Origin of the sequence: Campylobacter pinnipediorum subsp. caledonicus (assembly GCF_002022005.1) — a bacterium.
In the GTDB taxonomy this organism is placed as follows: domain Bacteria; phylum Campylobacterota; class Campylobacteria; order Campylobacterales; family Campylobacteraceae; genus Campylobacter_A; species Campylobacter_A caledonicus.
Window position 1 is genome coordinate 1,045,679 of the sequence record NZ_CP017258.1, and the last position, 23,600, is coordinate 1,069,278.

Below are 23,600 nucleotides of genomic sequence, written 5' to 3' on the forward strand. Positions count from 1 at the left end.
TTATGGCAAAAAATAAAATTTTAGTTCTTGTAGCTCCATTTTTAGCGCCCATAATAAAATTTAAAAGCTTAAGTATAGTAGGTCTTATTGTTGCTATTTTGGCAATAATAATAGTTCCATTACCAAGCGGAGTTCTTGATTTTTTTTTGGCTCTTTCTATATCTATATCTGTTTTAATAATACTTATTTCAATCTATGTCCCAAAACCAACAGACCTTAGCACTTTTCCAACTCTAATACTTATCATAACTCTATTTAGGCTATCTTTAAATATAGCAACAACACGTATGATACTAAGCAAAGGACACAATGGTCCAGAAGCTGTAAGTGATATCATATCTAGCTTTGGTGCGTTTGTTGTTGGCGGAAATTATGTGATAGGAATCATAGTTTTTTGTATCTTGGTTCTTATAAATTTTATGGTTGTAACCAAAGGTTCAACCCGTGTTTCAGAGGTTCAAGCTCGTTTTACACTAGATGCTATGCCAGGTAAACAAATGGCAATAGATGCTGATTTAAATGCTGGATTGATAGATGAAAAAACAGCAAGAGAGAGAAGACAAGCTATAATTAGCGAAGCAAACTTTTATGGAGCGATGGATGGTTCATCTAAGTTTATAAAAGGCGATGCGGTAGCCGGTATTATCATAACAATAATAAATATAATAGGTGGCTTTGCTATAGGCTCATTTCAGTTTGATTTAGATATGGCAACATCTGCACAAAACTACACTATATTAACGATAGGCGATGGCTTGGTTGGTCAAATACCAGCTTTAATAACATCAACAGCAACAGCGATCATAATAACAAGAGCAAGTAAAGATGATGATAACTTTGCAGAAGGAACATTAAACCAACTACTTGGGGATTATAAGACACTTTTTATAGTTGGATTTATACTATTTATTTTTGCTTTAGTTCCGGGTCTTCCTACCTTTTCACTTGGATTTATATCGTTTTTGTTTTTAGGTCTTGGATATATGGTAAAACAAGCTCAAGATGGAAATCTAATAATGCCAACCACTACTATGAGTGAATCAAAAAGCAAACCAGATGATCCAAACTCACCAACAGCACAAAACCAGACAAAGCCCATAAAAAAAAGCGAAGAAGAGATCGCAAGAGAAGAAGAAAATAAAATAAATGACATTTTAAAACTTGAAATTTTAGAGCTGGATTTGGGATATGGGTTATTAAAACTAGCCGATGTTGATCTAATAGAAAGAATTAGAGCTATGCGTAGAAACATAGCAACTCAACTTGGATTTTTAATGCCAAAAATAAGAATAAGAGATAATCTTCAACTACCACCAAATGAATATAGATTTAAATTAAAAGGTGTTATTATAGGTCAAGGAGAAATTTATGCTGATAAATTTCTTGCTATGGATAGCGGTCTGGTAAGCGAAGATATAGAAGGAATTCCAACAAAAGAACCAGCCTTTGGACTAGATGCACTTTGGATAGACACAAATATAAAAGAAGATGCGATACTAAGTGGTTATACGATAGTTGATCCAGCAAGTGTTATATCAACGCATATGAGCGAACTAATCAAACAAAACTCAGCCGAACTTCTAACAAGACAAGAAACACAAATCCTACTAGATAAACTCAAAAATGACTATCCGGTTATAGTAGATGATACACTCAAAATAGCAAGTATAGGTCTGATACAAAAAGTTCTTAAAGCACTATTAAAAGACAATATACCTATAAAAGATATGCTAAGTATATTAGAGTCTATAAGCGATATAGCCGAAGTAAGCAAAAACCTAGATATCATAATAGAGCACGTTAGATCATCTTTATCAAGGATAATCACATCAATTTATAAAAATGAAAATGGCGAGTTAAATTTTTATATCCTTGAAACATCTGCTCAACAAAAACTTATGGAAGCGGTTCAATATAAAGATGGCAACTATCATCTTATGATAAATGTTGCGCAAACATCTGCTATAGTTCAAGCACTAAGAAACGAAAAACAAAAAAGACCAATAAGTCAAAGTGGCCCGATGATACTATGTGTTGAGCCTAGTTTAAGAAAATTCATAGCCGATATTTGCTCTAATTTTAGTATAGATATAGTTATATTAAGCTTTGCGGAAATTTCGCCAAATACGCCATTTGAAACAGTTGGCGTTATAGAAATACAAAATTTATAAAGGAAACAAATGAAATTTTTTCACCTCTCTCATACTGATTTAGATGGGTATGGAGCACAATTTATAACAAAATACTATTTTAAAGATGTTATTTATTCAAACTCAAATTACGGAAGAGAGATAGATGATAAATTTAATACGATATTATCAAAACTAACAGATGAAGAGAGCATTATTTTAATAACAGATTTAAACTTAACAAAAGAGCAATGTATAGATTTTACAGAAAAGTTAAAAGACAAAAACGCAAAATTATTTTTACTAGACCATCACCAAAGCGGTGCAGAATGCGCATGTGAGTTTGATTGGTATTTTTTAGATTCTAGCAGATGTGCTACAAAAATAACTTATGATTTTTTTGCAAATATGCTTGGAAAAAATGAAGAGTTAGAACTTTTTAGTGATGTTGTAAACTCGGTTGATATATGGCTAAAAGAAAGCAAGCATTTTGAGATGGGAAAGGTATGTCTTGGACTTGTAGCAAATGCCAAGGATATAAACAAAGTAATGTTTGAAAATGAAAATAATCTTTATATGTTTCATCTTCTTGAAAATGCTAGAAAATTTTTCAATGATAAAAACGACTATATAGGTCTTGATATGGCTATACACGGAATAAAAAAAGATTTTTTCAAACAAGACAAAGATGAGACTTTAAGCAATTTAATATCAAATTATGTGGTAACCTTGCTAAGCAAAAAAAGAGAAAATTTAACAATACACTATAAAGACTTTAAGGGGATACTAACTTACAATATAGGCAACACATCTGTTATAGGAAATGATTTTTTAGTTGCAAACCCTGATTATGATTTTTTCTTAGATATCACAAATAAAAAAACAATGAGTTTTAGAGCAAATGGAAAAGTAGATGTTAGCTTAATGGCTAAAAATCTAGTTGGTGGTGGCGGACATGTGAATGCCAGTGGTGGCTTATTTGCTGGTTTTAAAGATAGTTTTGATTATAAAATTATCAAAGAACAAGTAACTGAGCTAATAAACAAAAAAACACAGGAGTAAAAATGAGAGAAGAAGAAGTTAGTATTGATGAATTGAGCTATGAGCTTAGTATGGTTTTAGAAGGTTTACTCTATTATGCTGGAGTTAAAAAATCAAACTTAGAAGAAGCTGCAAATATATATGTGCAAAGCATAGATGATGCACTCGAAAACTCAGAAGCAACCGGTGTTGATGAAGTGATTGAAATCATAGAATACATGAAAAAACATCATAAAAAAATTTTTGAAAAATAAAAAAGGAAAAAGCAATGATAAAAAAATATCTAATTAGTATATGCATGATTGGTATTGCATTAGTTGCAAATGATAATTTTGACAAAGCGACAGAACAATTTAACAAAAAAGATTATAAAAATGCATATTTAAATTTCAATAAAGCTTGTGAAGAAGGCATTAAAAAAGCTTGCACAATGAATGCTATAATGCTTTTTAATGGTAGTGGGATTGCAAAAGATAATGCTAAAGCTGAACAAATTTTTGAAAAAATGTGTAATGAAAACGAGGCTATGGCTTGTGAAAAACTTGGAGAAATGTATGCTTATGGACTCACAAAAGATAAACAAAAAGATGAAGAAAAAACAAAAGCACTTTTTAAAAAATCTTGTGATGGCGGATACAAACCAGCTTGTGAATTAGTAAAAGAATAATCAAAATGTATAGTTATAAACGCAAAGATTTATTAGGAACGATAGACCTTAGCAAAGATGAAATACTATATTTTTTAGACAAGGCTAAAGAATTTAAACAGCTAAATCTACAAGATATAAAAAAATCAGATAGTCTAAGAGGAAAGACAACAATAAATGCTTTTTTTGAAAACTCAACCAGAACAAGAACATCTTTTGAAATAGCAGCAAAAAGACTTGGTGCAGATGCTGTTAATTTTACGGCATCAAGTTCTAGTGTAAAAAAAGGTGAAACTCTAATAGACACTATAAAAAATATGGCTGCTATGAAAACTGATATTATAGTCATAAGACATTATAGTTCAGGAGCTGCGATACTTGCAGCAAACAATACAGAAGCTAGTATAGTAAATGCTGGAGATGGTCTAAACGAACATCCATCACAATCCCTACTTGATCTTTTTACTATAAGCGAACACAATAAAAAGCTTGATAAAAGCACAACAGTTGCAATCATAGGAGATATAGCAAGATCAAGGGTAGCAAGATCAAATATATGGGCTATGAAAACATTGGGTATAAATGTAAAACTATTTGCACCTGCCATGATGATGCCAAAAGATGCCGAAGTATTTGGTTGTCAAATTTGCAAAAATATGGAAGAGGCTTGTGAAGGAAGCGATGTTATAATAATGCTTAGGATCCAGCTAGAAAGGTCTGATGGTGATGTTGCATTTCCTAGCTCAAGAGAGTATTCTAAATTTTTTGGATTAAATAAAGATAGAGCAAAATTAGCAAATAAAAATGCAATAATACTACATCCAGGTCCAATAAACAGAGGAGTTGAGATAAACTCTGATGTAGCAGATTCTGATTGCTCTGTGATTTTAAATCAAGTTGAAAATGGTGTTGCTATAAGAATGGCGATCCTTCATACGCTAGCACAAAACAGGAACTAAAATGAAAATAGCTATAAATAATGGACTAATTATAAATCACGATAAAACACTCAAAGCAAATGTACTAATAGAAGATGAAAAAATAATATCAGTATCAAATGAAAATTTTGATGCAGATATACAAATAGATGCAAAAGATAAATATGTGCTTCCAGGGCTTATAGATATGCATGTTCATTTTAGGGACCCTGGGTATGAATACAAGGACGATATTATATCTGGTTCTCATGCAGCTGTTGCTGGTGGTGTTACAACTTGTCTTCCAATGGCAAATACAAATCCAGTAAATGACAATGCTTCAATAACAAAAGAGATGATAAGAAAAGCTAAAGAATGTGGACTTATAGACTTACTTCCAATAGGTGCCATAACTAAAAGTTTAAACGGAAATGAATTAGTTGAAATGGGCGATATGCTTGAAGCTGGAGCGGTTGCTTTTAGCGATGATGGCTTACCTGTAAGTAGTTCAAGTGTAATGAGAGCAGCGCTTGAATACTCAAAAATGTTTGGAAGTTTTTGTATATCTCATTCTGAGGATTGTTCGCTTTGTAGACAGGGTGTTATGCACGAAGGAAAGGTGTCAGCTATTCTTGGGCTTAAAGGGATGGCTAGAGAGAAAGAGGAAATTTCAGTTAGTAGAGATATGCTTTTAGCAAAACTTACCGGCGGTCATGTTCATATAGCACATGTTAGTTCAGCCTACTCGCTAAAAATCATACAGATGGCAAAACAAGATGGGATAAAAATAACCTGCGAGGCAACACCTCATCATTTTACTTTTACGGATGATGAAATTTTGCAAAACAAATACGACACAAATTTCAAAATGTCCCCACCGCTAAGAGAGATAAGCGATGTAAAAGCTATAAGAGAAGGGCTAAAAAATGGCACGATAGATGTTATAGCAACAGATCATGCGCCACATCACGATGATGAAAAATGCGTTGAGTTTGACAAAGCACCATTTGGAATAATAGGACTTCAAACACTCATACCACTAACATTAAGGCTTGTTGATGAAGGAGTTATTAGCCTAGAGCAAATGGTAGCGCTAACCTCTAAAAATCCAGCAAAAATTCTAAACCTAAAAGACAAAGGTGAGATAAAAGAGGGAATGTTGGCTGATATTGCTATAATAGACCCAAATTTAGAATACATATACGATAAAAAATTAAATCGTTCAAAATCAGTAAATTCGCCACTAATAGGCAAAAAGCTAAAAGGTGCAGCTATAAAAACAATAAAAAGCGGTCGTATAGTTTTTGATTTTTTCAAAGAGTGCTAGGAAATTCCTAGCACTTTATTTTATAAATTTTAAGTTCAAAAAAGATTTTATACATTTTATAACAAAAAATCTATATCTTTCTCTCCCATTCTAAAGCCGTTTTTATAATTAATTCAAGATTATCTCTTTTTGGTTTCCAGCCAGTAAGAGCCTTTATCTTTTCTGATTTTGCTATAAGTGTAGCTGGATCTCCATCTCTTCTTGGATTGTCAAGAACACTAAAATCAACCCCACTAACATCTTTTACCTTATTTATAACCTCTTTTACACTAAAACCTTTACCGTATCCAACATTAAAAATCTCACTTGAATTGTTTTGTATATATTCTAAAGCACTAAGATGAGCATCAGCCAAGTCATTTACGTGGATATAGTCCCTTATACAAGTGCCATCTTTGGTATCATAATCACTTCCAAATATAGCCATATTATCTCGTTTTTTTAGAGCTGTTTGTGTTGCTATTTTTATAAGGTGTGTCGCATTTGGATAGTTTTGTCCGAGCAAACCATCCTCATCAGCACCCGCAACATTAAAATACCTTAAAATAGCAAATCTGAAATTTTTATTTGAAACAGCGTAATCTTGTATAATTTTTTCACTCATTAACTTACTCATACCGTATGGATTTATAGGCAAAGTATTGTCTCTTTCGCCTACTTCAGAGACATCTGGTTCTCCATAAACAGCCGCAGTTGAACTAAATACAAATTTATCCACGCCAAATTCCTTACAATACCTTAAAATTTTAGCAACATTTGCTGTATTGTTAAGATAATATTTAAGTGGATCTTTTGTGCTTTCAAAAACCTCTATAAAGGCAGCAAAATGAATAATCGCATCAAATTTACCTTTGGTAAAAATTTCACTCAAATCATCTTCCAAACTTGCCTTTATAAAATCAAACTTTCCAACACTAAGCAAAGTATCAATAGCTTTTTTTGAACCTTTTGATAAATTGTCTATCACAGTAATATTGTGCTTATTTTCTTTTAAAAAAGCCTTTAAAGTATGGCTTCCTATATACCCTGCCCCGCCTGTTATTAATATATTCATTACTATCCTTTTTAAATTCTATCAAGTATGCATCTCATCATACAAGCACCATTTGCTTTTGCTTGCATAATAATATCTAAATTTTCAAAGTTTATTCCACCTATTGCATATACTTTTATCTTGCTATTTTGACAAATTTTTTCTAAAAACTCAACCCCTCTTGGGTTTTCATCTTTATGACTTTTAGTATCAAATATATGACCAACTATCACATAATCAACACCACAAGAATGATAGTTATACCTTTTGGTATATAATCAAGTATATTATCACTGCCTCCATCATCAACTCTTCTTAAAGCAAGTGTTACCATTTGAGCTTTTGCTTCGTTTATCGCAGCATTTAATAAACCCAAAGAAAACTTACCCGAACCAAGAATAAATCTAGATTTAAACTCATACTCTCCTATTTTTAAAATATCATCATTCACTTTTATCCCCTTTCAAGCGATAATTTTAGTATCAAATTAGCCATATTTCCGGCACATATACTAACCCTAGGACTCATAACGCCGATACTCATATCACTAACTCCATCACCACAAAGATAGAAATTTTCATTTATCTTTTTTGTTTTTATATCACCATCCAAGCCTGACATTCCACTACTAGCGATAATTAGTGAATTTTTGAAACTTAACAATACATAATTTGTCAAAAATGCCTTTTGAGAAGCATCATCAAATGCTTCACAAATAATATCAAATCCACTTAAAATTTCTTTTGCATTTTCTTGTGTTATTTTTTGATTAATATCATCTACACAAACATCATCAATTTCAGTTAATACACTTTTTAAAGCCTTGACTTTTGGCATACCAAGATGTTTTTTAAAATAATATTGTCTATTTAAATTGCTTTGTTCAACAATATCAAAATCAACAATGCTAAGATTTTAAGACCCGAACGAACAAGCATGACAGCTAAATTTGAGCCTATGCCACCAGCACCGCAAATTATTATTTTTTGTCTATTTAAAAGATACTCATCAACACTTTTGTTTAAAAAATCATCTTCTATTTTTCCATTGATAACTAACATATTAGCTCTTTTTAGATTATTTGTATCAGCAGATGAGAGATCTTCCTACGGTGGCATTACCCACTTCAGGTTTTAAGGGTTTAAGGTAAAAACCTATTCTCAGCCTAAGCTCCCCTGATACTATTTATAATTATACAAATTTTTTATTAATTCAAACATCTATTGTTTAATTTATTTTGTTTTGTATTATAATCATACTTTATTATTTAAGGATATATTATAAGCATAGCGGTTATAAAAAATAAAAACTTCAACCACTTAGCCTTTAAAAATATAATGTTTTATCTTAATTATATCACAAGAAAAAAATTATAATTTTTCAAACAAATATATTATTTTATAATATTTATTTTGATAGACTAAATAAAAATATAATTTAATTTTTGGAGAGATAATGCTAGAAAATATATCAGAAAATTTTACACAACTATGTAAAAATATGCAAAACTCAGATGGCTATAAAGACCCTATAGCATTTTCAATAGCAAGAATAACACGTGGTAAGGTTGACAAAAATGCCATATTGTCAGCTGATTATTCTGTTGTAAATTTCAAAGAAAACTTACTATCAGCAGCGGCTATACTTTTGGCATTTAAACAATCAGGAGTAAGTCTTGATTTTAGCAAAAGCGAACTTGTGCTGGATTTTACAAAAGATGTAGTTAAAAAGGCTTGGGAAATTTTTAGTGTTTTTGAAAATGAAATACAAAAACATAAAAATGTGCAGGTTATAAAAGCTGTATTTGATGCGATAAATAAAGATGAAAATTCTGACAAATTTAGAGCTGTTTTTATATTTGAAGATGAAAAACCTCAAAGTGTTGAAGTTGTATATCTTAAACTATACCTGCTTAGCCTAAATAAAGCTCCAATTAGATCGCTTTGTCTTGATGGTGCTTTTGGTGTGTTAAAAAATGTAGCTTGGGACATAAATAACAAGCCAATAGAGCTTGAATGGCTTAGAGAAAATGAGATAGAGCTTAAAATGAATGGAGCATATCCAGCCATACTAAGTGTTGATAAATTTCCAAGATATCTAAATCATATCATACCATCAGATAACACAAGAATACTAGAAACATCAAAAGTAAGAATGGGTGCTAGTTTACATCCAGGAACAACGATAATGCCAGGTGCAGCATATGTGAACTTTAATGCTGGAACAACCGGAAGCGTTATGGTTGAAGGTAGAGTTAGTAGCTCTGTTATCGTTGGAGAAGGAAGCGATGTAGGCGGTGGAGCATCTATACTTGGAGTTCTTAGTGGAACAAATGGAAATCCTGTAAGCATAGGTAAAAACTGTTTACTTGGTGCAAACTCAGTAACAGGAATACCTTTTGGAGATAGATGCATAATAGACGCTGGAATTGCTATCTTAGAAGGAACAAAGATATTTATAAACGAAAAAGATAGAAAACTGCTTGGCGATGTAAATCCTGATTTTAAATTTGACAAAGATACTTATAAGGGTCTTGAACTAGCTGGATTAAATGGTCTTCATTTTAGGCAAAATAGCCAAACCGGACAGATAGTAGCTAGTATATCAAAAAGAGCAATAAAACTAAACGAGGATTTACACTAAAATAATTTAAAGGGCTTAAAAAAGGTAAAAAGATGAATGTCGCTATTGTTATGTATGATAAGATGAATTTATTAAGTTTTTCAAATGTGCTTAGTTTTTTGCACTCTTTTGATGATATAAATATCAAAACTTGTGCTTTTAAGCAAGAGATAAAAGATGAATTTGGAGTTAGAATACATCCTGATGTATATGCAGAAAGTATATATGGAGCTGACGTCATCATAATACCAGATGGGATTGGAGCCCTTACACTTCGTTATGATGAGATTTTTTTATCTTGGATAAAATCAGCTTCAAAAACACAAATAAAAATCGGACTAAACTTAGGAACACTGATACTTGCCGGTGCTGGTTTTTTACAAGGTAAAGAAGCAAGTATAAGGGGCGGATACAAAAACGCATTAGGTGAGTATTGTAAAGTGAGCGATTTAAAGGCTTTAAAAAGTAAGGATATAATAAGCGCTAGCGAATGGGCAGATGAAATAAAAGAAAAGCTATATGAAATTTTTAAATAATTTTATTTCGTATATCGTTTAACATTTTGAAGTTTTTTTATCTCGCCCTCTAATGAAATTTGCTCTTGTTTAAAAATTTCACGAACCTCTAAAATAAGACTAGAAGCTTCATTTAACTCATCTAAGTTTTTAAAGTTATCTTTATCAAATTCAGATATGAGTTTTATCAAAGTATCTATGTCTTTATTTAAAAATGAAATTTTAAAACTCTTGAGCCAATCACTCATCGCTTGTAACCTCTCTCCAAGCCTCATTTAGTTGTTTAACAACATTTGTTATCTCATTTAAAATTTCAACATCATTTTTTATATTGGCCATTGCTAAAAGCTGAATTTGGCGAGTATAAAGCCCACTTAGATAGTGAGCCACATCGCCTTGAGAATAATCAAGAGAGTTTAAAAGCTCAACAAAGATAGCATTGGTTCTATTTATATAATACACTTTTTGCTCAAAATCGCCAGCTTCTATGGCTTTTTTTGTTCTAAAAATAAAACGCAATATTCCATCATAAAGCATTTGTATAAGCTTTGTTGGAGATTCTATACCTCCAACACTTGATTGTGCGTATGCTGCATAAGCTAGATTGCTATTTGTAGCCATTTTTACCTCTATTTTTTATTTATTTCAAAATCTATCATTGTTTTTAGTGTAGAAAACTGATTTTCCAAAGCCGTTATTTGCTGTGCATACAAAGCCCATCTCTCTCTCATTGTATCATACTTTTGATTTAAAGATGTTTCTATTTTTTCTTTTTCATCACTTAGCTTTTTACTCTCTTCATTAAGCCTAGCCTCATAAATACTCAAAGAACCATCTCTACCAACCAACTCATCTAATTTAGTATTTAACCTAGAAAACAAACCAACAATCTTAGTTTCACTGGCTGTAAGCGAAGTCTCACTCATACCTAATTTTTGAAGTTTATCAGCCTTTCCGGTTATATTTATAGATGTTCCATCGTCTGTTTTTAAAACAATGCTTTTTTTATCGATGCTTAAACTAGCATAAACACCATCTATCTTTGCTTGTTTTATAGCAGTAATTAAAGCTAGCGCATTATCTTCTGCTGTTGCATTATCTTTTGTTTCTAGCTTTATAGAGATATCATTTATTTTTAGATCATCTTTATCTATAGTAAACTTTCCAGTTTGAACCTGAGAATTTGCACTATAAGCCAGTTCTCCATACTTTGTATATCCAACAAAGAAATTTCTAACATCTTCTACACTACTTTGAAGCTTATCGTTTAGTTTCTTACTATCAAGATGCAAAACACCCTTTTCATCAAATGTTATACCGTATTGGTCTAAACTTTTTCCCTCTGAGTTTTGACTTGAAAATATTCTATTTAAGCTAGAACGTATAGTTGTGATATCATTTACACCCTGAAATGCGCCAGAGTCACCAGTCTTATCATCATATCCTGTTGTTATATTTAAATTTGCGATAAGAGTATTATAAGATGAAACCATATTCTCTAAGTTTTTGGCTATATCTTCTGTGTCTTCAACTACCGCAAAATTAGAAACACCAGTCTCTTTTAAATTTATAGTAACACCAGTGCGTAAATCATCAATGGTATTTTTATCTCTTACAACTTCCAAACCATTGTAGTCAAAAATAGCATTTTGTGCTGTTGTAAGTCTATTTTTTTCAAGGTTTGTTATTTTAGTAGTCTTTCCATCTTCTCCAGCAACCTCCTCTGCCTGATTATCATCCCAGCCAAGAGTCTTTAATATGCCATTCGTTATAGGTGTTCTTTGTGGTGTAACTGTCTCAGATGATGTGCTTGGTTTTGTTTTGTCTGTTGCTTTTTCTGTTGATTTGTCTTCATAAGAAAATGAAATTTTATTATCAGCTCCAACTCTTTGCGATTGCAATACTAGTTGATAAGGTTTATCTCCACCTACTTTTATTATCCTAGCCTGGACATCAAAACCAGCTGTTTTATTTATACTATCGGCTAGATCTTGTAGTGTCGCACCTTTGGCTACTTCTATCTTGTGAGAAACACCTCTTATTTCAATATTAAAGCTAGTATCCTTCTCAACACCCAGCAAACTTGCCGAGTCTTTAAATCTTGAAGATTGAAAACTATCTTTTTGTGCTACTTGTTTTACATCAAGATTAAAATTTTGGATATTAACACCTGGAATAACACTAACAGAAGCGCTAGAACCTGATGAGTTTACCTTTCTTTTAAAATATAAAGCCTCGTTGTTTAACTCTTTAAAACTGGCGTTTACATTATCCATAAGAGTCATTAAAGCAGATAATTCTTGTTTTTGAAATGAATTATTTTCTACTTTTTTCTTTATAGGATCTACCTGTGCTCTACTATCAGCTGCTTTTAATTTTCCTATTAGTTCATCATTTAAAGCAGCGCTACCTCTACTCCCAAGACCCATAATCCCTTTTGTGTTTGTTGTGCTTGAAACTGAATCAGTTGTTGGCATTTTTAACTCTCCTTGTCAAAAAGCAAACCTATGCTTTCTTTAAAATATCTTGCTATCCTTAACGCTTCTTTCGTAGGCAACTCTCTGATAACCGCTCCCGTATCAGCCTCTCTGACCTGAACAACCATAGTGCTTTCTTCTGCATTGTAGCTAAATCTAATATTTGTATTTAGTTGTTGCATTTGAAAATTTAGCTCAGTTGTTATATCTTTAAGTTTTTTATCCATTTCGCCAGAAGAAAGCTTATCAAGTTTATCTGGCTCATTGTTTTTATCTACTAAATTCTTTTGAATTTTAACACTCTCAACTTCTCTTGTTTGAGTATTGTGATTTGAATTTATTGATACTGAAGTATCTAGCTGTTGAGCTGCGGCTTTGAAAATTTCCATTTTCACTCCTTGAAAACATCATTAATTAATAACTATACTTTTAAAATCGGTAAAAAATCATTTTTCTTTAGGCTATTTAAATTTAAATTTGATAAAATGACAAAAATTATATAAGGACTTGTATGAAAATTTCATTTGAATGCGAATGCATTATACTGCAAAAAACCATGTTTTTGTTTTGTAGTGAGTATGTAAGTGAGCGATTTGAATGCGATTTTATAGTATCTGATAAAAAAATTCAAACAAAAAAACCGCTATTTTTAATAGGAACTGAAAATCAGCACATAAACTTACCATTTACAAAAAAAACACTTATAAACACTCTTGAAGAATTTTACTCCGCTATACAAGTTCAAAACATCACAAAAGATCAAGCAACAGATACTTTTGAAGAAAAACTGGATATACTTTTAAATAATTTCAAACAAGATATTGTTAAGCTTATACAAGAATCAAAACAATAATTATTAAATTAAAAACATAACAGGATATCAAAAATGTCAAAAATTTTTACAACCATATCTAGTGGAAAATTTAAAGGAAAAAAACTTGAACTACCTAGTCTAAAAACAACTAGAAGCACAAAAAGCATAGTAAAAGAGTCATTTTTTAATAGCGTAAGATATGAGTTAAGACCATTGGTTTTTATAGAAGGCTTTGGCGGAAGTGGCGTTATGGCATGTGAAGCTTTTAGCAATGGAGTAAAAAATGCATTAGCTATAGAGATAGATAACGAAGCCTTTAAGCTAACACAAAAAAACCTAAACTCCATAGATAATACAAATCTAAAAGCTATAAAAGGAGATAGTTTTAAGCTACTTCCTGACATCATAAACAAAAGCTCGGATAAAATTTTATTATATCTTGATCCGCCTTTTGATTTTAGAGATGGCTTTAAAGATATTTATAACAATCTTATCGATCTGATATCAAGTCTAAATAAACAAAATATATATATGATAGTCTTTGAGCATTCGAGTGATTTTAAATTTGAAGAAAGCTTGGCAACTTTCAAACTAATAAAAACAAAAAAATTTGGAGCTACTACACTTAGTTATTTTATATAAAACAACCCCTAAAAAGGGGTCGTTTATCTAGACATTAAAACTTATAAGAAAGTCCTACAGTTCCATTGTAGTATTTTGATTCTGATTTAGCTTTTACGCCAAAGTTTATATTTGTAGATAGATTATCAGTTAGTTTCATCTCTGCACCTGTTTTAAGTGTAAAGAATGTATGCTTATCTTTTTTAGATGCATATTTGATATTTTCTGTTGAGTTTACAAATGCTAGTTCTGTATCTTTCATACTTTTACGTAACTCTTTTTGGATACCTGGAGTTATGTATAAGAAGTTACCGTTTGCTATGTATTTTCTAAACTCTACTGCTGCTTTAGCTGATAGTGTTTTTACAGTAGTTCCTTTAAAGCTTACAGGAACTTTACCAGTTTCTTTAAAGCCTTTAGTACTTACATGGCTATACTCTAAACCAATCATTGGTTTCATAAAAGAGTTGTTGTTTGTATCAAATATATGACCATAATCAATACTTGCATCAAAGAATTTAGTATTATATTTACCATTAGCATCAAAGTCTGGATCTATAATTACTTTTCTATCTAGTTTGTTTTTACCTTTACCATAAGATACTTTAGCATCTATTTCGTTTTGATCAATATACATTCTAGTATAAGCACCAAAGTGGTAGTTATCTGATTTGGTTGTTAGTGTATTGCTTGATGACTTAGCATTAGTATATCCAGCATATCCACCAATTATCATATTATCAAATGCTTTATCATAACCTAGCATAAATCCATAGGTATTTGTATTTGCTTGAGATTTTAATTTAGCTTTACCACCCATGATATTTCCCCATAGGTTGCTGTCATAGTTAAATCTATTTGTATACTCTTTTACTACACTTGAAAGAGTATCTGCATTATCTGCAAATTTATTATCACTTAGATTTTTTATAGCATAAGCTAAAGCTAAATCATCATTTAATGGATTGCTTAGTTTAGCAAGTCTTGAGTTTATAGCTGAACCAACACTTGATAAAAGTGTATCTACTGTTTTATTGTCTTTAAACTCTTTTGAAACTTCTTCTAATGTGCTATTTATATTTTTAGCTAAAGTAGCTATGTCTTTGGCTTTAACATTAAGTAGTAAATTTTCAACCTCTTTATTATTAACAACAGATAATAAAGATGATGTTGTTTGAGCTTCATCTTTGTTTAGTTCTAAATTTTTATCACTTGATATAGCCTCTGCTCTATCTTTTTTGGCTTGATCTAGTTTTTTATCTAGTTCTGCTAAGGCTTTAGCTTTTGCTTCTGGGTCTTTTGCTAATTTAGCTAGTTCTTGGGCTTGTTTTAGTTCTTTTTCGGCTTTTTTTAGTTCTTTAAGTTTTTCTTGGGCTTGTTTAAGTTCTTTTTCGGCTTGTTGTGCTTCTTTTGTTTTTTGTTGTGCTTGTTGTTCTTGTTGTGTTATTTTTTCGGTTTTTTCTGCGATTTCTTTGTCATTAGCTTCTATTGTTTTAGTTTGTTCTACTATTTTTTGCTTTTGTGTTTCAACTTCTTTTTTTTGTTTTTCAAATTCTGCTTCTTTTTCTGTGATTATTTTTTCTTTTTCTTTGACTTCTACTTCTTCTTCTGTAATTATTTGTTGTTTTTCATTTGCTATTTTTTGTTGTTTTGTGATTTTATTAGTTTCTTCTTGTATTTTATCTCTAGCCATAATTATTGCTTCTAATTCTTTTTTAATTTTATCTGCATCTTGTCTTATATCTCCTATTAATACTCTTAAACCTTCACTATTATTTTTACCAATAATTTCATTTAGCCATGGTGTTAAAGCTTGTTTATTATTAGCGTCTTGTTGTTCTTTAAGTTCTTTAAACTTATTTTCTTGAACCAGACCTATTTTATATAGTTTTTCTATTATTTCTAATTTGTGAGGGGGTAAAAGAAATGAGAGTGATAAATTTTAGCGATTGTTTTGTTAAAATGCCTATATTGTGGGCTTTGGTGTGTTTTGCACTTGCATTTTAAATATTAAAAAATTACTACTGAAAATTCCCTATATTCCCAAAATACACTTTTTATCCCTAAAACAATAGAAAATAATAGCAATTTTAAAAGCATTAAAGCCCTTTTAATCGGAGTTTAAAAGCTTTTTAAAGGGTTACCTTATAATTGGAAAAACAAGCTAGAAAATGGCAATAATTGTATAAAATTTAGATAGTATTATGGTTAAGTTTTTACTGATTAAGGGACACAAATTAAATAAAAATGTCCCTTAATAAAACTTAATGTCCGTTAATACCTTTGTTAGCTCGTAGAATTGGGTTTTTAAATTAAGGGACATGTATTTTTAGTATTTAAAAAATAAATAAATCTTAAAAAAATATCATTTGATTATTAAGGGACATTTTAAGATTTGGTTTATATTTTTTTATCTTTTTTCTCTTTTTTATTTTTTTGATACATAACTTTATTATACAAATTGTCTATATCGTTTACCGATAATTTATCAATAGAAGTAATCTTTTTATTTAATTTTATATTAGCAAAATCACATAATTTTATGTCCATGTTTAGCATATCCCAATTTTTTATTATTGCATCGATTGTATACTGCTTAAAACGTTTCGCATTAATTAGCTTAAGCTTCTTTCTGTTAATTGATCTTTGTATATATAAGAATTTTTTTACTTCATTGTATTTATCTTTAGGTATTAGTGAATATTTTGGAACCTTAAATTTATTTTTTAAAGTTGTAAAAATTTCTTTATAATAATTTATTTTTTCATAATCTCCCATCATTGTGGCTATATCTTCTACAAAATTTCTTATGTTTTGTTGTTGCTCTTTTGAAATATGTATCTCGCCGTTATATTGATGATCTTCAATTACTTTTATTACTTTTGGTTTTTCTGATAATGTATAGTGATTTATATTTATATTCTCACCTATAATTTGATTATTATTATTTTCACTAATAGAGAAATTATTTGATGGGTTTTTTAAAAATTTTTCCAAAGAAAATTTTACTTTGTCGTTTTTCATGATAGCTCTTTTATTTTTAATAATTTTTCTTTTAAATCGGACAACATTTTTGGGTTTGCGTATTCTTTTAAAAGTTCAACAATTTCTAAAAAATCTTTATCATAACCATTGTTATCTCTTACAGAGATATTGTTTCCTGATATTTGTGTATTATTATTTCCAGTAATATTTTGGTATCCAAATAGATAATCTAAAGTTTCTCCACTAATTTCTGATATTCGCTTTAAAATTTTACTTGGTATATTTCTTTTACCATTTTCATATCGAATATATGTTTGTTTGTGGATACCTAGTTTTTCAGCCATTTTTTCTTGCGTATAACCAAAATCCGTTCTAACTTTTTTTAAAATATTATCCATTTGGTTTCCTTACTATTGACTTTTATTATCCGTTTGGATAAAATTACTTAAAAATTTGTTTAAATTGTATCTAAAAAAAGTTATTTAAACAAATTTTTAAATTAAATAAAGGTATCAATATGTCAATAAAAGATTATTTTCAAAATAACAACATTAATATATCAGCATTTGCACGTAAATACAATGTTGATAAAAATACTCTTTGGAAAATCATAAATGGAAAATTAACTGGAAAAAGAAATACCAATGGAAATACAAGAAAAATTTTTGAATTATTTTTTCAACTAGAAATTATAAAAGAACTCCCAGAAGCTTTAAAAGACATTAAGGCTAGCTGATGTTATATATTGAAACAAGAGTTGCTGCTATAGCTTTTAATATAGGTGTTGAAACATTAAAAAAATCTACTCAACGAAATTCAGATAAATATCCATTTATCAGAATAAAAGATGTTGGAAATAGATCTCGTGGTGGTGTTAAGTTATTGTTTGAAGCTAGTGTTGCAGATATTAGCTTACTTGTTAAAAATAACAAAGTAGATGAAGATGTTGGTGTTTATGTTTTTGAAAATAATGAGTGTAAGAGAGTTAAATTTAGTGAGATAAAACCACAAGAAAAATTAAGCAATAACGACAATGAAATAAATGATGTGTATCTTGATGCAAGTGATGAAGAAATACAAGATGCAAGAGAAAAAAGAGAAATAATAAAAGAATATGAAAAAGCAAAGATGAATTCTTTGTCATCTAAAAAGTTTTGTGAAATGCTAGGTATTAGCGAAGCAAGCCTTTTTAGATGGCAAAAAGCTTATAAAAACAAAGGACTTCGTGGTCTTATTGATCGCCGTGGAAAGAAAAAAGGTAGCTATAAGCTAGATGAGTGGATGAAGGAGTTTATATTAACTCAGTTTAGGGCTTATGGTGCTGGGGATTTTAATGTTACACAGGTATGGAAGGATTTACACGAAACTTATGGCAAAAAAACTGGAAAGTTTAACAGATATGAGTTTTTAAGTGGAAGTGTAAAGCCGTTGTTTGATACCGGTGTGATATCTAGATTTATAAAAGAGTATTATGCAAATAAACGATTAGAATACACATTAATTACAAAAGGTACTGATAAGGCAACAAGCTACCACGACCCAGCACACGGAAATCAAGGAATTTTCGTAACTAGAAGAAATCAAGTGTGGCAAATAGATAGTTCAAAACTTGATGTTATCGTAAGAGATGGCAAAGGTGGAGAGCAGATAAGACCTAGTATATTAAGCATTATAGATGTGTATAGCGGAAGATGTGTTGCGACTCTTGCTGAAACATCAAATGCTCTTAGTCTTGTTAGATTGCTTTGGAAAGCAATAAAAATACTTGGCAAGCCCGAATGTATAAAAGGCGACAACGGAAAAGATTATGTAAGTGAGCAATTTTTAAGTTTGCTTGAGGGTATTGGCATTGATTATGATGCAGCTCGTGCTTATCATGGTAGAGATAAAGGATATGTTGAAAGGCATTTTAAGACACTACAAAGAAGTAAATTAGCTCACACACCAGGCTATATAGGTGGAAGTTTAGCAAAACGTGAAAACATAGAGCAACAAACTGCGAAAAAAGAAAGATCGGCGAAAGATGAGTATGGTCATATAGTAAAAACTCATCAAAAAAATTTACTTACATATGATGATATGAAAATGCGTTTTGAAACGGTAGTGCTTGAATGGGATATAACTGCCATTAAACGTAAGAAAACAGCACCTATAGTAATGTGGAACAGTGATAATACACCATTAAAAGGTTTGGACTATGAAAGCTTTATCTTATATGCTGGTAGCAAAGGTATTTTAAAAGTTAGTAAAAAAGGCATAAATATAAACGGTGTTCATTATGTTTCAAGGCATTTGCCAAGTGTGGGAACTAGTGTAAGGGTTAGTATAAATATAGACAATATATCTGAGGCTTTTATATTTGATTTACAGGGTAAGTTTATTTGCAAGGCAAAAGATAGTGAAGTAATGAGCTTTAGTGCTGAAGAATTTAATGCTGCTACTAAGATATTTAAAGATGATTTAAAAGCAATAAGAAAGACTATCAAACAAAACAAGATAAGTGAGTTTAGTAGGCTAAATATAGAGTATGACTTAAAACTAGCAAAAGAGGCACACGAACTAGCACTTAAAAAAGAAGATAGGATTTATGATAGTTCAAAAATACAAGAGATAAAACAAAAGATGCAAGAACAAGATGAGATAAACAAGATAAAAGATGGGGCTTTTGATTATGAGAGTTATAAGCTAAAAGAGAACAAAACAAAGCATATGAGCCTTATAGATGTAGCTATAGAAAAAGCTAGTGGTGAGTAGAAGTTTTTAAAAGCTTTAAAAACGATTTTTAGGGCTTTTAAAAGGTTTTAAATTTAGAAAAAAAGGAGAGAAAATGCAGTTAGCTAATGAGATTAGCAGTTTTTTAGCAAAGACTGGAATGAGTCAAAACAAATTTGCAAATATATTAGGGGTAAATGGTGCATATGTTAGTGGTTATCTTAAAGAGGGTTCAAACTACAAGTATGCAGACAAAGTAGAGAACCCAGCAAAAAATTACATCGATAATTATATCGTAAAAAATGAAATTTCAGATGATGAATTGCCATTTTTAGTAACAAAAGATGTAAAAAGCATAAATGCTGTTATTAATTGGGCTGTAAAAGATAGAGATATGGCTGTGATAAGTGGTGTGGCTGGGTCTGGTAAAAGTAGAGCGATAGCTGAGTTTTGCAAAAAGCACCCTGAAGCTATACTAATAGAGGCTACTATAAACACAAGTGCAAAGACACTTTTAAAGATGTTGGCAAATAGGCTAAATGTGGACAGCAAGGGCAGTATAGATGAGCTTATAAGGGTTTGTGCTGATACATTAAGCAAGTTTAATAAGATAATCATAATAGATGAAGCAGAGCATTTACCGTATAGAGCTTTGGAAAGTATAAGAAGGCTTTATGACTTTTCTAAAAGTACGCTTGTGCTTGTGGGGACTAATAAGCTTTTGTTAAACCTAACAAGCTCCAAGAATGGAAACGAGCTAGAGCAACTTAGCTCTAGGGTGGGTAGCAAGTGGGTGCTTAGGGGACTTAGCTACTACGAGCAAAATAACAAAAACAATGATGATTTAAAAGAGCTTTGTTTGAAGTTTGGGATAAATGATGATAAGTGCATTAGCCTTGTTGAAAGCTTATCAAGAGGAAACTTTAGAAAAAGTGTAAAGCTTTTAAATAGGGCAAAGCTTTTAAGTGAGAATGCAAACATAGAGCTAAACGAACAAGCTATTAGCGAAGCTACAAAAATGCTTTTGTTAAATTAATGAAAGGATATGAAATGAAGTATTTAAGAACACAAGCTGCTAGATTGGAAGAGATTGTAAATGATTTTGTTTGCAATATGAATGCAAGGGGTTTTGAAATAAAAGTAAATAATGGACGAGTTTTTGGTCGAAAAATCAAAAATAGAGAGAAAAAAATCAATGGGGTAAGAGCTGATTATAGTGCTGAGTTTTTTATGCTTATTGATGATTTCATAATTCACAAATCAACAAATAAAATAGTTGATGTTGTAAGGAGATAGATTTGATTTTACAAAGGGCAAGTTATTTGCCCTTGATAAAGTTAAATTTTATTTTAAAGGAGAAAAATGAGAACAAGAGCAGGCAAATTTGTATATGTTGCTACACCTTATGCCGGGCTTGGACTTGATAAAATAGGCACATCTGTTGTTGGTGTTAAATTAGCAAAAGATACTTGCAAGATGATAAAAGATGCTGGTTATGTGCCGATAAGTCCTGTGCTTTGTTTTGACGGAGTGTATGATGAGCTAAAAGATAGAGATGATGTAATGCAAAACTGCTTATATTTTATGAGTCTTTGTGATTATGTATATTTTAGCTCTCATCCAGCTTCAAAAAATAGCAAAGGGATGAAGCGTGAGAGGCAAGAGGCTAGCAGGATTGGGCTAACTGAACTTAGCTTTGATATTAATTGTAAATTAACACCTGTGCTTGGGCTATGTTAAGAATAGTTAAAAAGGTAAAGCAAAAAAACAAATGCAAGATAAATCATGCTGTTTGTTTTATTTATGGATTTGTTTGTAAGCATAGATTTGCAAGAAGATTTAATTTTTTTAAGGAAGAAATATGAGTTTACATAAAAAACTAGCCAAAGGTATGCAAAAGAAAGGCAAAAAACAAAAAAGGAGTAAAAAATGATAGTAAAAATAGGCAAACAAGAGATAAATTTAACAGATAAAAAGCTTGGTAGAAATATTGAAGATTTTTGCGAGATAAAAGCACAAGTAGATGCTTTAAATAATAAGCTAAAAGACATAAAAGAATATATAGCCTTTAGGGCTAATGAGCTTTTAGCAGATAGCGATGCAAACACCATAAGCCTAATAGTGGATAATTATAATGGTGTGAAGGTTAACTTAGGGCAAGATATTGTTATAAAAGACAATGAGCTTTTAAAAGAGCTTTTGGGTGATAAGTTTGATATGCTTGTAAAAACTGAAGTAGTTTATAAGCCTGAGCGAAAATTAAAAGAATTGGCTCTTGATGATGATGGATTAAAAGAGTGCTTAAGCATAAAACAAAAAACACCAGCAGTTTCAATGTTAAGGGGGTAAAACCCCTTGCTTTTAAAGCCTTTTAATAAGTCTTTAAACGTGGTTTAAAGACTTATTAAAGAGTTAAAAAGGTGGCAAATGGATAGTAAAAGATTAAAGATTATAGCTGATTTGTTTGGTGACAGTAAGGGCTTTTTGCCACAATCAAAGCTAATGAAATTTGATAAAAAACTAAGTAGTATAAAGACTGATGAGCTTATAAGCTTTGCTATATTTGCTGATAGATTTAGGGGAAATTTTGTAAATAATGATCTTGTTATCCATAAGGCTTTGATGTTTTGGCATAAAAAAATGCTGGAAGAACAAGCAAGACCCGATGTGAAATACTTTAAAAACATAGATGATATGATAGCTTATTGCAAAGAAGTATATAAAAATGAAGAGCTTTGTTCCGGTTGTCCCGGTAAAGGTGGCAATGGCTTTTTAGAATTTGTTGTTATAAGAGTAGATAATGATGGGGTGCTTAGAAACTCTTTTGTAGTTACAGATAATGGAGTATATCAAAGACTTGATGCAAATGAGACTAATATAGTGTATAGATACTTATTTGATAATCAACATATGATAGGCAAGATAAAAAGAATAAGCGAACAAGAGTTTGCAAGACTAACTTACAAACAAGAAGAGCCAAAACAAGAGGAAGTGAAAGAAATGAGCCCTAAGGCTAGAAAGCTGTTGGCAAATTTGCTAGATAAAAAGGTGGTAAAATGACTAAAGAAACTGAGCTTAAAAAATACTATATAAAAATGATACATACATTAAAGCATAATTATTTTGTAGATGATGAATGTAGAAAGGCTTATCTGAAAAGTCGTTATGGTAAAGATAGCTTAAAAGAGCTAGGTATAAGCGAACTAAGGGACATTTTAACCCTTTTAGGATATAAAAAAAGGTATAATTCTTTTGTGTGCGTTGGTAAGGCAACAAAAAGACAGATAAAAACTATATACGGCATTTGGAATGAGGTTGCAAGAGATAAAAGCGAGTGGGCTTTGAGAAACTTTTGTTTTAGAATAGTGAAAAAAAGACCACTATACCTTGAATTTCTTGACACAAAAGAAGCTAGTAATTTAATACTTGCATTGAAAAATATGAAGAAAGAGAGTGATGCTTAATAACTTAGACCTGTTTGAAAACTTTTTCTATGATGTAAAAAAGTGTGAAGATATGAGTGAAATTTTAAAGGCGTACGGTGGGTCAAGTATATATGTGCCTAGTTTTAAAAACACTTATAGAAACAATGAGATCGTAGATGAATATTTAACCTTGTTAAATAGTGGTGTTGAAAATTCTCTAGCCATCAGACAAATAGCAAAAAAACATAATCTAAGTGTAAATTCTGTGTATAACATCACAAAAGATGCAAGAGAGCCTAGACTGTTTTAGTCTAAAAACTAAATAAAAAAGGGTGC

At 30.8% G+C, this 23,600-nt stretch carries 31 protein-coding genes, 1 pseudogene and 1 riboswitch; of the genes and pseudogenes, 20 read left to right on the forward strand and 12 right to left on the reverse strand.

The annotated features are described in order from the left end of the window. Positions 1–2: 2 nt before the first annotated feature. Genes flhA through CPIN18021_RS05275 form a run of 6 tightly spaced genes read left to right on the forward strand, consistent with a single transcriptional unit; the run spans position 3 to position 6,060 of the window. Positions 3–2,171 (forward strand): flagellar biosynthesis protein FlhA, encoded by a 2,169-nt coding sequence (flhA, locus tag CPIN18021_RS05250; RefSeq protein ID WP_078424579.1) that lies wholly within the window; start codon positions 3–5, stop codon positions 2,169–2,171. 9 nt (positions 2,172–2,180) lie between these two features. Further along, on the forward strand, positions 2,181–3,191 hold the full coding sequence (locus tag CPIN18021_RS05255; RefSeq protein WP_078423467.1) for a DHH family phosphoesterase: 1,011 nt from the start codon (positions 2,181–2,183) through the stop codon (positions 3,189–3,191). A gap of 2 nt (positions 3,192–3,193) precedes the next feature. Continuing rightward, on the forward strand, positions 3,194–3,424 hold the full coding sequence (locus CPIN18021_RS05260) for a hypothetical protein (RefSeq protein WP_078423468.1): 231 nt from the start codon (positions 3,194–3,196) through the stop codon (positions 3,422–3,424). Between the two features lie 14 nt (positions 3,425–3,438). Further along, positions 3,439–3,837, forward strand: a complete 399-nt coding sequence (locus CPIN18021_RS05265; RefSeq protein WP_078423469.1) for a tetratricopeptide repeat protein — start codon at positions 3,439–3,441, stop codon at positions 3,835–3,837. 5 nt (positions 3,838–3,842) lie between these two features. Beyond that, positions 3,843–4,775: an aspartate carbamoyltransferase catalytic subunit gene (locus CPIN18021_RS05270; RefSeq protein WP_078423470.1), complete on the forward strand. Its 933-nt coding sequence runs from the start codon at positions 3,843–3,845 to the stop codon at positions 4,773–4,775. A gap of 1 nt (position 4,776) precedes the next feature. Further along, on the forward strand, positions 4,777–6,060 hold the full coding sequence (locus CPIN18021_RS05275) for a dihydroorotase (RefSeq protein WP_078424580.1): 1,284 nt from the start codon (positions 4,777–4,779) through the stop codon (positions 6,058–6,060). Between the two features lie 70 nt (positions 6,061–6,130). On the opposite strand, the gene galE is transcribed toward CPIN18021_RS05275, so the two are convergent. From galE to CPIN18021_RS08905, 5 genes and pseudogenes are all read right to left on the reverse strand, one after another. Further along, the gene (gene galE / locus CPIN18021_RS05280) at positions 6,131–7,114 is read right to left on the reverse strand and encodes a UDP-glucose 4-epimerase GalE (protein WP_078424581.1); all 984 of its coding nucleotides are present in this window, start codon (positions 7,112–7,114) and stop codon (positions 6,131–6,133) included. Positions 7,115–7,125: 11 nt separating this feature from the next. Next, a complete protein-coding gene (locus CPIN18021_RS05285; protein WP_078423473.1) occupies positions 7,126–7,326 on the reverse strand; it encodes a thiamine phosphate synthase in 201 nt (66 codons plus the stop codon). A 17-nt stretch (positions 7,327–7,343) separates the two neighbouring features. Continuing rightward, positions 7,344–7,544: pseudogene (locus tag CPIN18021_RS05290) on the reverse strand (thiazole synthase); the annotation flags it as partial. Between the two features lie 2 nt (positions 7,545–7,546). Next, positions 7,547–7,999: a sulfur carrier protein ThiS adenylyltransferase ThiF gene (gene thiF / locus CPIN18021_RS05295; protein ID WP_078423474.1), complete on the reverse strand. Its 453-nt coding sequence runs from the start codon at positions 7,997–7,999 to the stop codon at positions 7,547–7,549. Then, on the reverse strand, positions 7,963–8,154 hold the full coding sequence (locus tag CPIN18021_RS08905) for a ThiF family adenylyltransferase (protein ID WP_078435802.1): 192 nt from the start codon (positions 8,152–8,154) through the stop codon (positions 7,963–7,965). Before CPIN18021_RS08905 ends, thiF begins: the two co-directional genes overlap by 37 nt. 25 nt (positions 8,155–8,179) lie before the next feature. Next, a riboswitch (TPP riboswitch) is annotated at positions 8,180–8,280 on the reverse strand. Positions 8,281–8,548: 268 nt separating this feature from the next. Here CPIN18021_RS08905 and CPIN18021_RS05300 point away from each other — a divergent pair. Beyond that, a complete protein-coding gene (locus CPIN18021_RS05300; RefSeq protein WP_078424582.1) occupies positions 8,549–9,736 on the forward strand; it encodes a tetrahydrodipicolinate N-succinyltransferase N-terminal domain-containing protein in 1,188 nt (395 codons plus the stop codon). A 32-nt stretch (positions 9,737–9,768) separates the two neighbouring features. Further along, positions 9,769–10,251 carry a type 1 glutamine amidotransferase family protein gene (locus CPIN18021_RS05305; RefSeq protein ID WP_078424583.1) on the forward strand — a complete coding sequence of 161 codons (483 nt, stop codon included), beginning with the start codon at positions 9,769–9,771 and terminating at the stop codon, positions 10,249–10,251. 2 nt (positions 10,252–10,253) lie between these two features. Here the strand turns inward: CPIN18021_RS05305 and CPIN18021_RS05310 are convergent, their stop codons facing one another. The 4 genes from CPIN18021_RS05310 to CPIN18021_RS05325 are packed head-to-tail and all read right to left on the reverse strand — an operon-like array spanning position 10,254 to position 13,096. Next, positions 10,254–10,478, reverse strand: a complete 225-nt coding sequence (locus CPIN18021_RS05310) for a hypothetical protein (protein WP_078424584.1) — start codon at positions 10,476–10,478, stop codon at positions 10,254–10,256. Further along, positions 10,471–10,851 (reverse strand): flagellar export chaperone FliS, encoded by a 381-nt coding sequence (gene fliS, locus CPIN18021_RS05315; protein WP_069631953.1) that lies wholly within the window; start codon positions 10,849–10,851, stop codon positions 10,471–10,473. The genes CPIN18021_RS05310 and fliS overlap by 8 nt, the downstream gene beginning before the upstream one ends. An 8-nt stretch (positions 10,852–10,859) precedes the next feature. Then, the gene (fliD, locus tag CPIN18021_RS05320) at positions 10,860–12,707 is read right to left on the reverse strand and encodes a flagellar filament capping protein FliD (RefSeq protein WP_078424585.1); all 1,848 of its coding nucleotides are present in this window, start codon (positions 12,705–12,707) and stop codon (positions 10,860–10,862) included. A gap of 2 nt (positions 12,708–12,709) precedes the next feature. Further along, the gene (locus tag CPIN18021_RS05325) at positions 12,710–13,096 is read right to left on the reverse strand and encodes a flagella length regulator FlaG (RefSeq protein ID WP_078423479.1); all 387 of its coding nucleotides are present in this window, start codon (positions 13,094–13,096) and stop codon (positions 12,710–12,712) included. Between the two features lie 122 nt (positions 13,097–13,218). Between CPIN18021_RS05325 and CPIN18021_RS05330 the strand changes: the two genes are divergently transcribed. Together CPIN18021_RS05330 and rsmD are read left to right on the forward strand one after the other, a co-directional pair. Then, positions 13,219–13,560, forward strand: coding sequence for an ornithine carbamoyltransferase (locus tag CPIN18021_RS05330; protein ID WP_078424586.1), 342 nt, complete (start codon positions 13,219–13,221; stop codon positions 13,558–13,560). 33 nt (positions 13,561–13,593) lie between these two features. Next, a complete protein-coding gene (rsmD, locus tag CPIN18021_RS05335; RefSeq protein ID WP_078424587.1) occupies positions 13,594–14,163 on the forward strand; it encodes a 16S rRNA (guanine(966)-N(2))-methyltransferase RsmD in 570 nt (189 codons plus the stop codon). A 34-nt stretch (positions 14,164–14,197) separates the two neighbouring features. Here the strand turns inward: rsmD and CPIN18021_RS05340 are convergent, their stop codons facing one another. The 3 genes from CPIN18021_RS05340 to CPIN18021_RS05350 form a co-directional block, all read right to left on the reverse strand. Continuing rightward, positions 14,198–15,835, reverse strand: coding sequence for an autotransporter domain-containing protein (locus CPIN18021_RS05340; RefSeq protein ID WP_078424588.1), 1,638 nt, complete (start codon positions 15,833–15,835; stop codon positions 14,198–14,200). Between the two features lie 707 nt (positions 15,836–16,542). Beyond that, positions 16,543–17,166, reverse strand: a complete 624-nt coding sequence (locus tag CPIN18021_RS05345; RefSeq protein ID WP_078424589.1) for an ORF6C domain-containing protein — start codon at positions 17,164–17,166, stop codon at positions 16,543–16,545. Beyond that, complete coding sequence (locus CPIN18021_RS05350; protein ID WP_078422779.1) at positions 17,163–17,525, reverse strand: helix-turn-helix transcriptional regulator; 363 nt, start codon at positions 17,523–17,525, stop codon at positions 17,163–17,165. Before CPIN18021_RS05350 ends, CPIN18021_RS05345 begins: the two co-directional genes overlap by 4 nt. A gap of 119 nt (positions 17,526–17,644) precedes the next feature. Between CPIN18021_RS05350 and CPIN18021_RS05355 the strand changes: the two genes are divergently transcribed. The 10 genes from CPIN18021_RS05355 to CPIN18021_RS05395 all read left to right on the forward strand — a co-directional run bounded on the left by CPIN18021_RS05355 (position 17,645) and on the right by CPIN18021_RS05395 (position 23,574). After that, on the forward strand, positions 17,645–17,863 hold the full coding sequence (locus CPIN18021_RS05355) for a helix-turn-helix domain-containing protein (protein ID WP_078422780.1): 219 nt from the start codon (positions 17,645–17,647) through the stop codon (positions 17,861–17,863). After that, the gene (locus CPIN18021_RS05360) at positions 17,863–19,881 is read left to right on the forward strand and encodes a TnsB C-terminal domain-containing protein (RefSeq protein ID WP_078422781.1); all 2,019 of its coding nucleotides are present in this window, start codon (positions 17,863–17,865) and stop codon (positions 19,879–19,881) included. The genes CPIN18021_RS05355 and CPIN18021_RS05360 overlap by 1 nt, the downstream gene beginning before the upstream one ends. Before the next feature lie 73 nt (positions 19,882–19,954). Then, positions 19,955–20,875, forward strand: a complete 921-nt coding sequence (locus CPIN18021_RS05365) for an AAA family ATPase (RefSeq protein ID WP_078422782.1) — start codon at positions 19,955–19,957, stop codon at positions 20,873–20,875. A 14-nt stretch (positions 20,876–20,889) separates the two neighbouring features. Further along, the gene (locus CPIN18021_RS05370; protein ID WP_078422783.1) at positions 20,890–21,135 is read left to right on the forward strand and encodes a hypothetical protein; all 246 of its coding nucleotides are present in this window, start codon (positions 20,890–20,892) and stop codon (positions 21,133–21,135) included. Between the two features lie 66 nt (positions 21,136–21,201). Next, positions 21,202–21,579, forward strand: coding sequence for a DUF1937 family protein (locus tag CPIN18021_RS05375; RefSeq protein ID WP_078422784.1), 378 nt, complete (start codon positions 21,202–21,204; stop codon positions 21,577–21,579). Next, positions 21,573–21,704 (forward strand): hypothetical protein, encoded by a 132-nt coding sequence (locus tag CPIN18021_RS09135; protein ID WP_257787929.1) that lies wholly within the window; start codon positions 21,573–21,575, stop codon positions 21,702–21,704. Before CPIN18021_RS05375 ends, CPIN18021_RS09135 begins: the two co-directional genes overlap by 7 nt. A gap of 64 nt (positions 21,705–21,768) precedes the next feature. Further along, positions 21,769–22,188, forward strand: coding sequence for a hypothetical protein (locus tag CPIN18021_RS05380; RefSeq protein ID WP_078424590.1), 420 nt, complete (start codon positions 21,769–21,771; stop codon positions 22,186–22,188). A gap of 78 nt (positions 22,189–22,266) precedes the next feature. Then, positions 22,267–22,899 (forward strand): hypothetical protein, encoded by a 633-nt coding sequence (locus CPIN18021_RS05385; protein ID WP_078422786.1) that lies wholly within the window; start codon positions 22,267–22,269, stop codon positions 22,897–22,899. Next, positions 22,896–23,303, forward strand: coding sequence for a phage protein GemA/Gp16 family protein (locus tag CPIN18021_RS05390; protein ID WP_078422787.1), 408 nt, complete (start codon positions 22,896–22,898; stop codon positions 23,301–23,303). The genes CPIN18021_RS05385 and CPIN18021_RS05390 overlap by 4 nt, the downstream gene beginning before the upstream one ends. Beyond that, the gene (locus CPIN18021_RS05395; RefSeq protein WP_078422788.1) at positions 23,296–23,574 is read left to right on the forward strand and encodes a hypothetical protein; all 279 of its coding nucleotides are present in this window, start codon (positions 23,296–23,298) and stop codon (positions 23,572–23,574) included. Before CPIN18021_RS05390 ends, CPIN18021_RS05395 begins: the two co-directional genes overlap by 8 nt. Positions 23,575–23,600 lie beyond the last annotated feature (26 nt).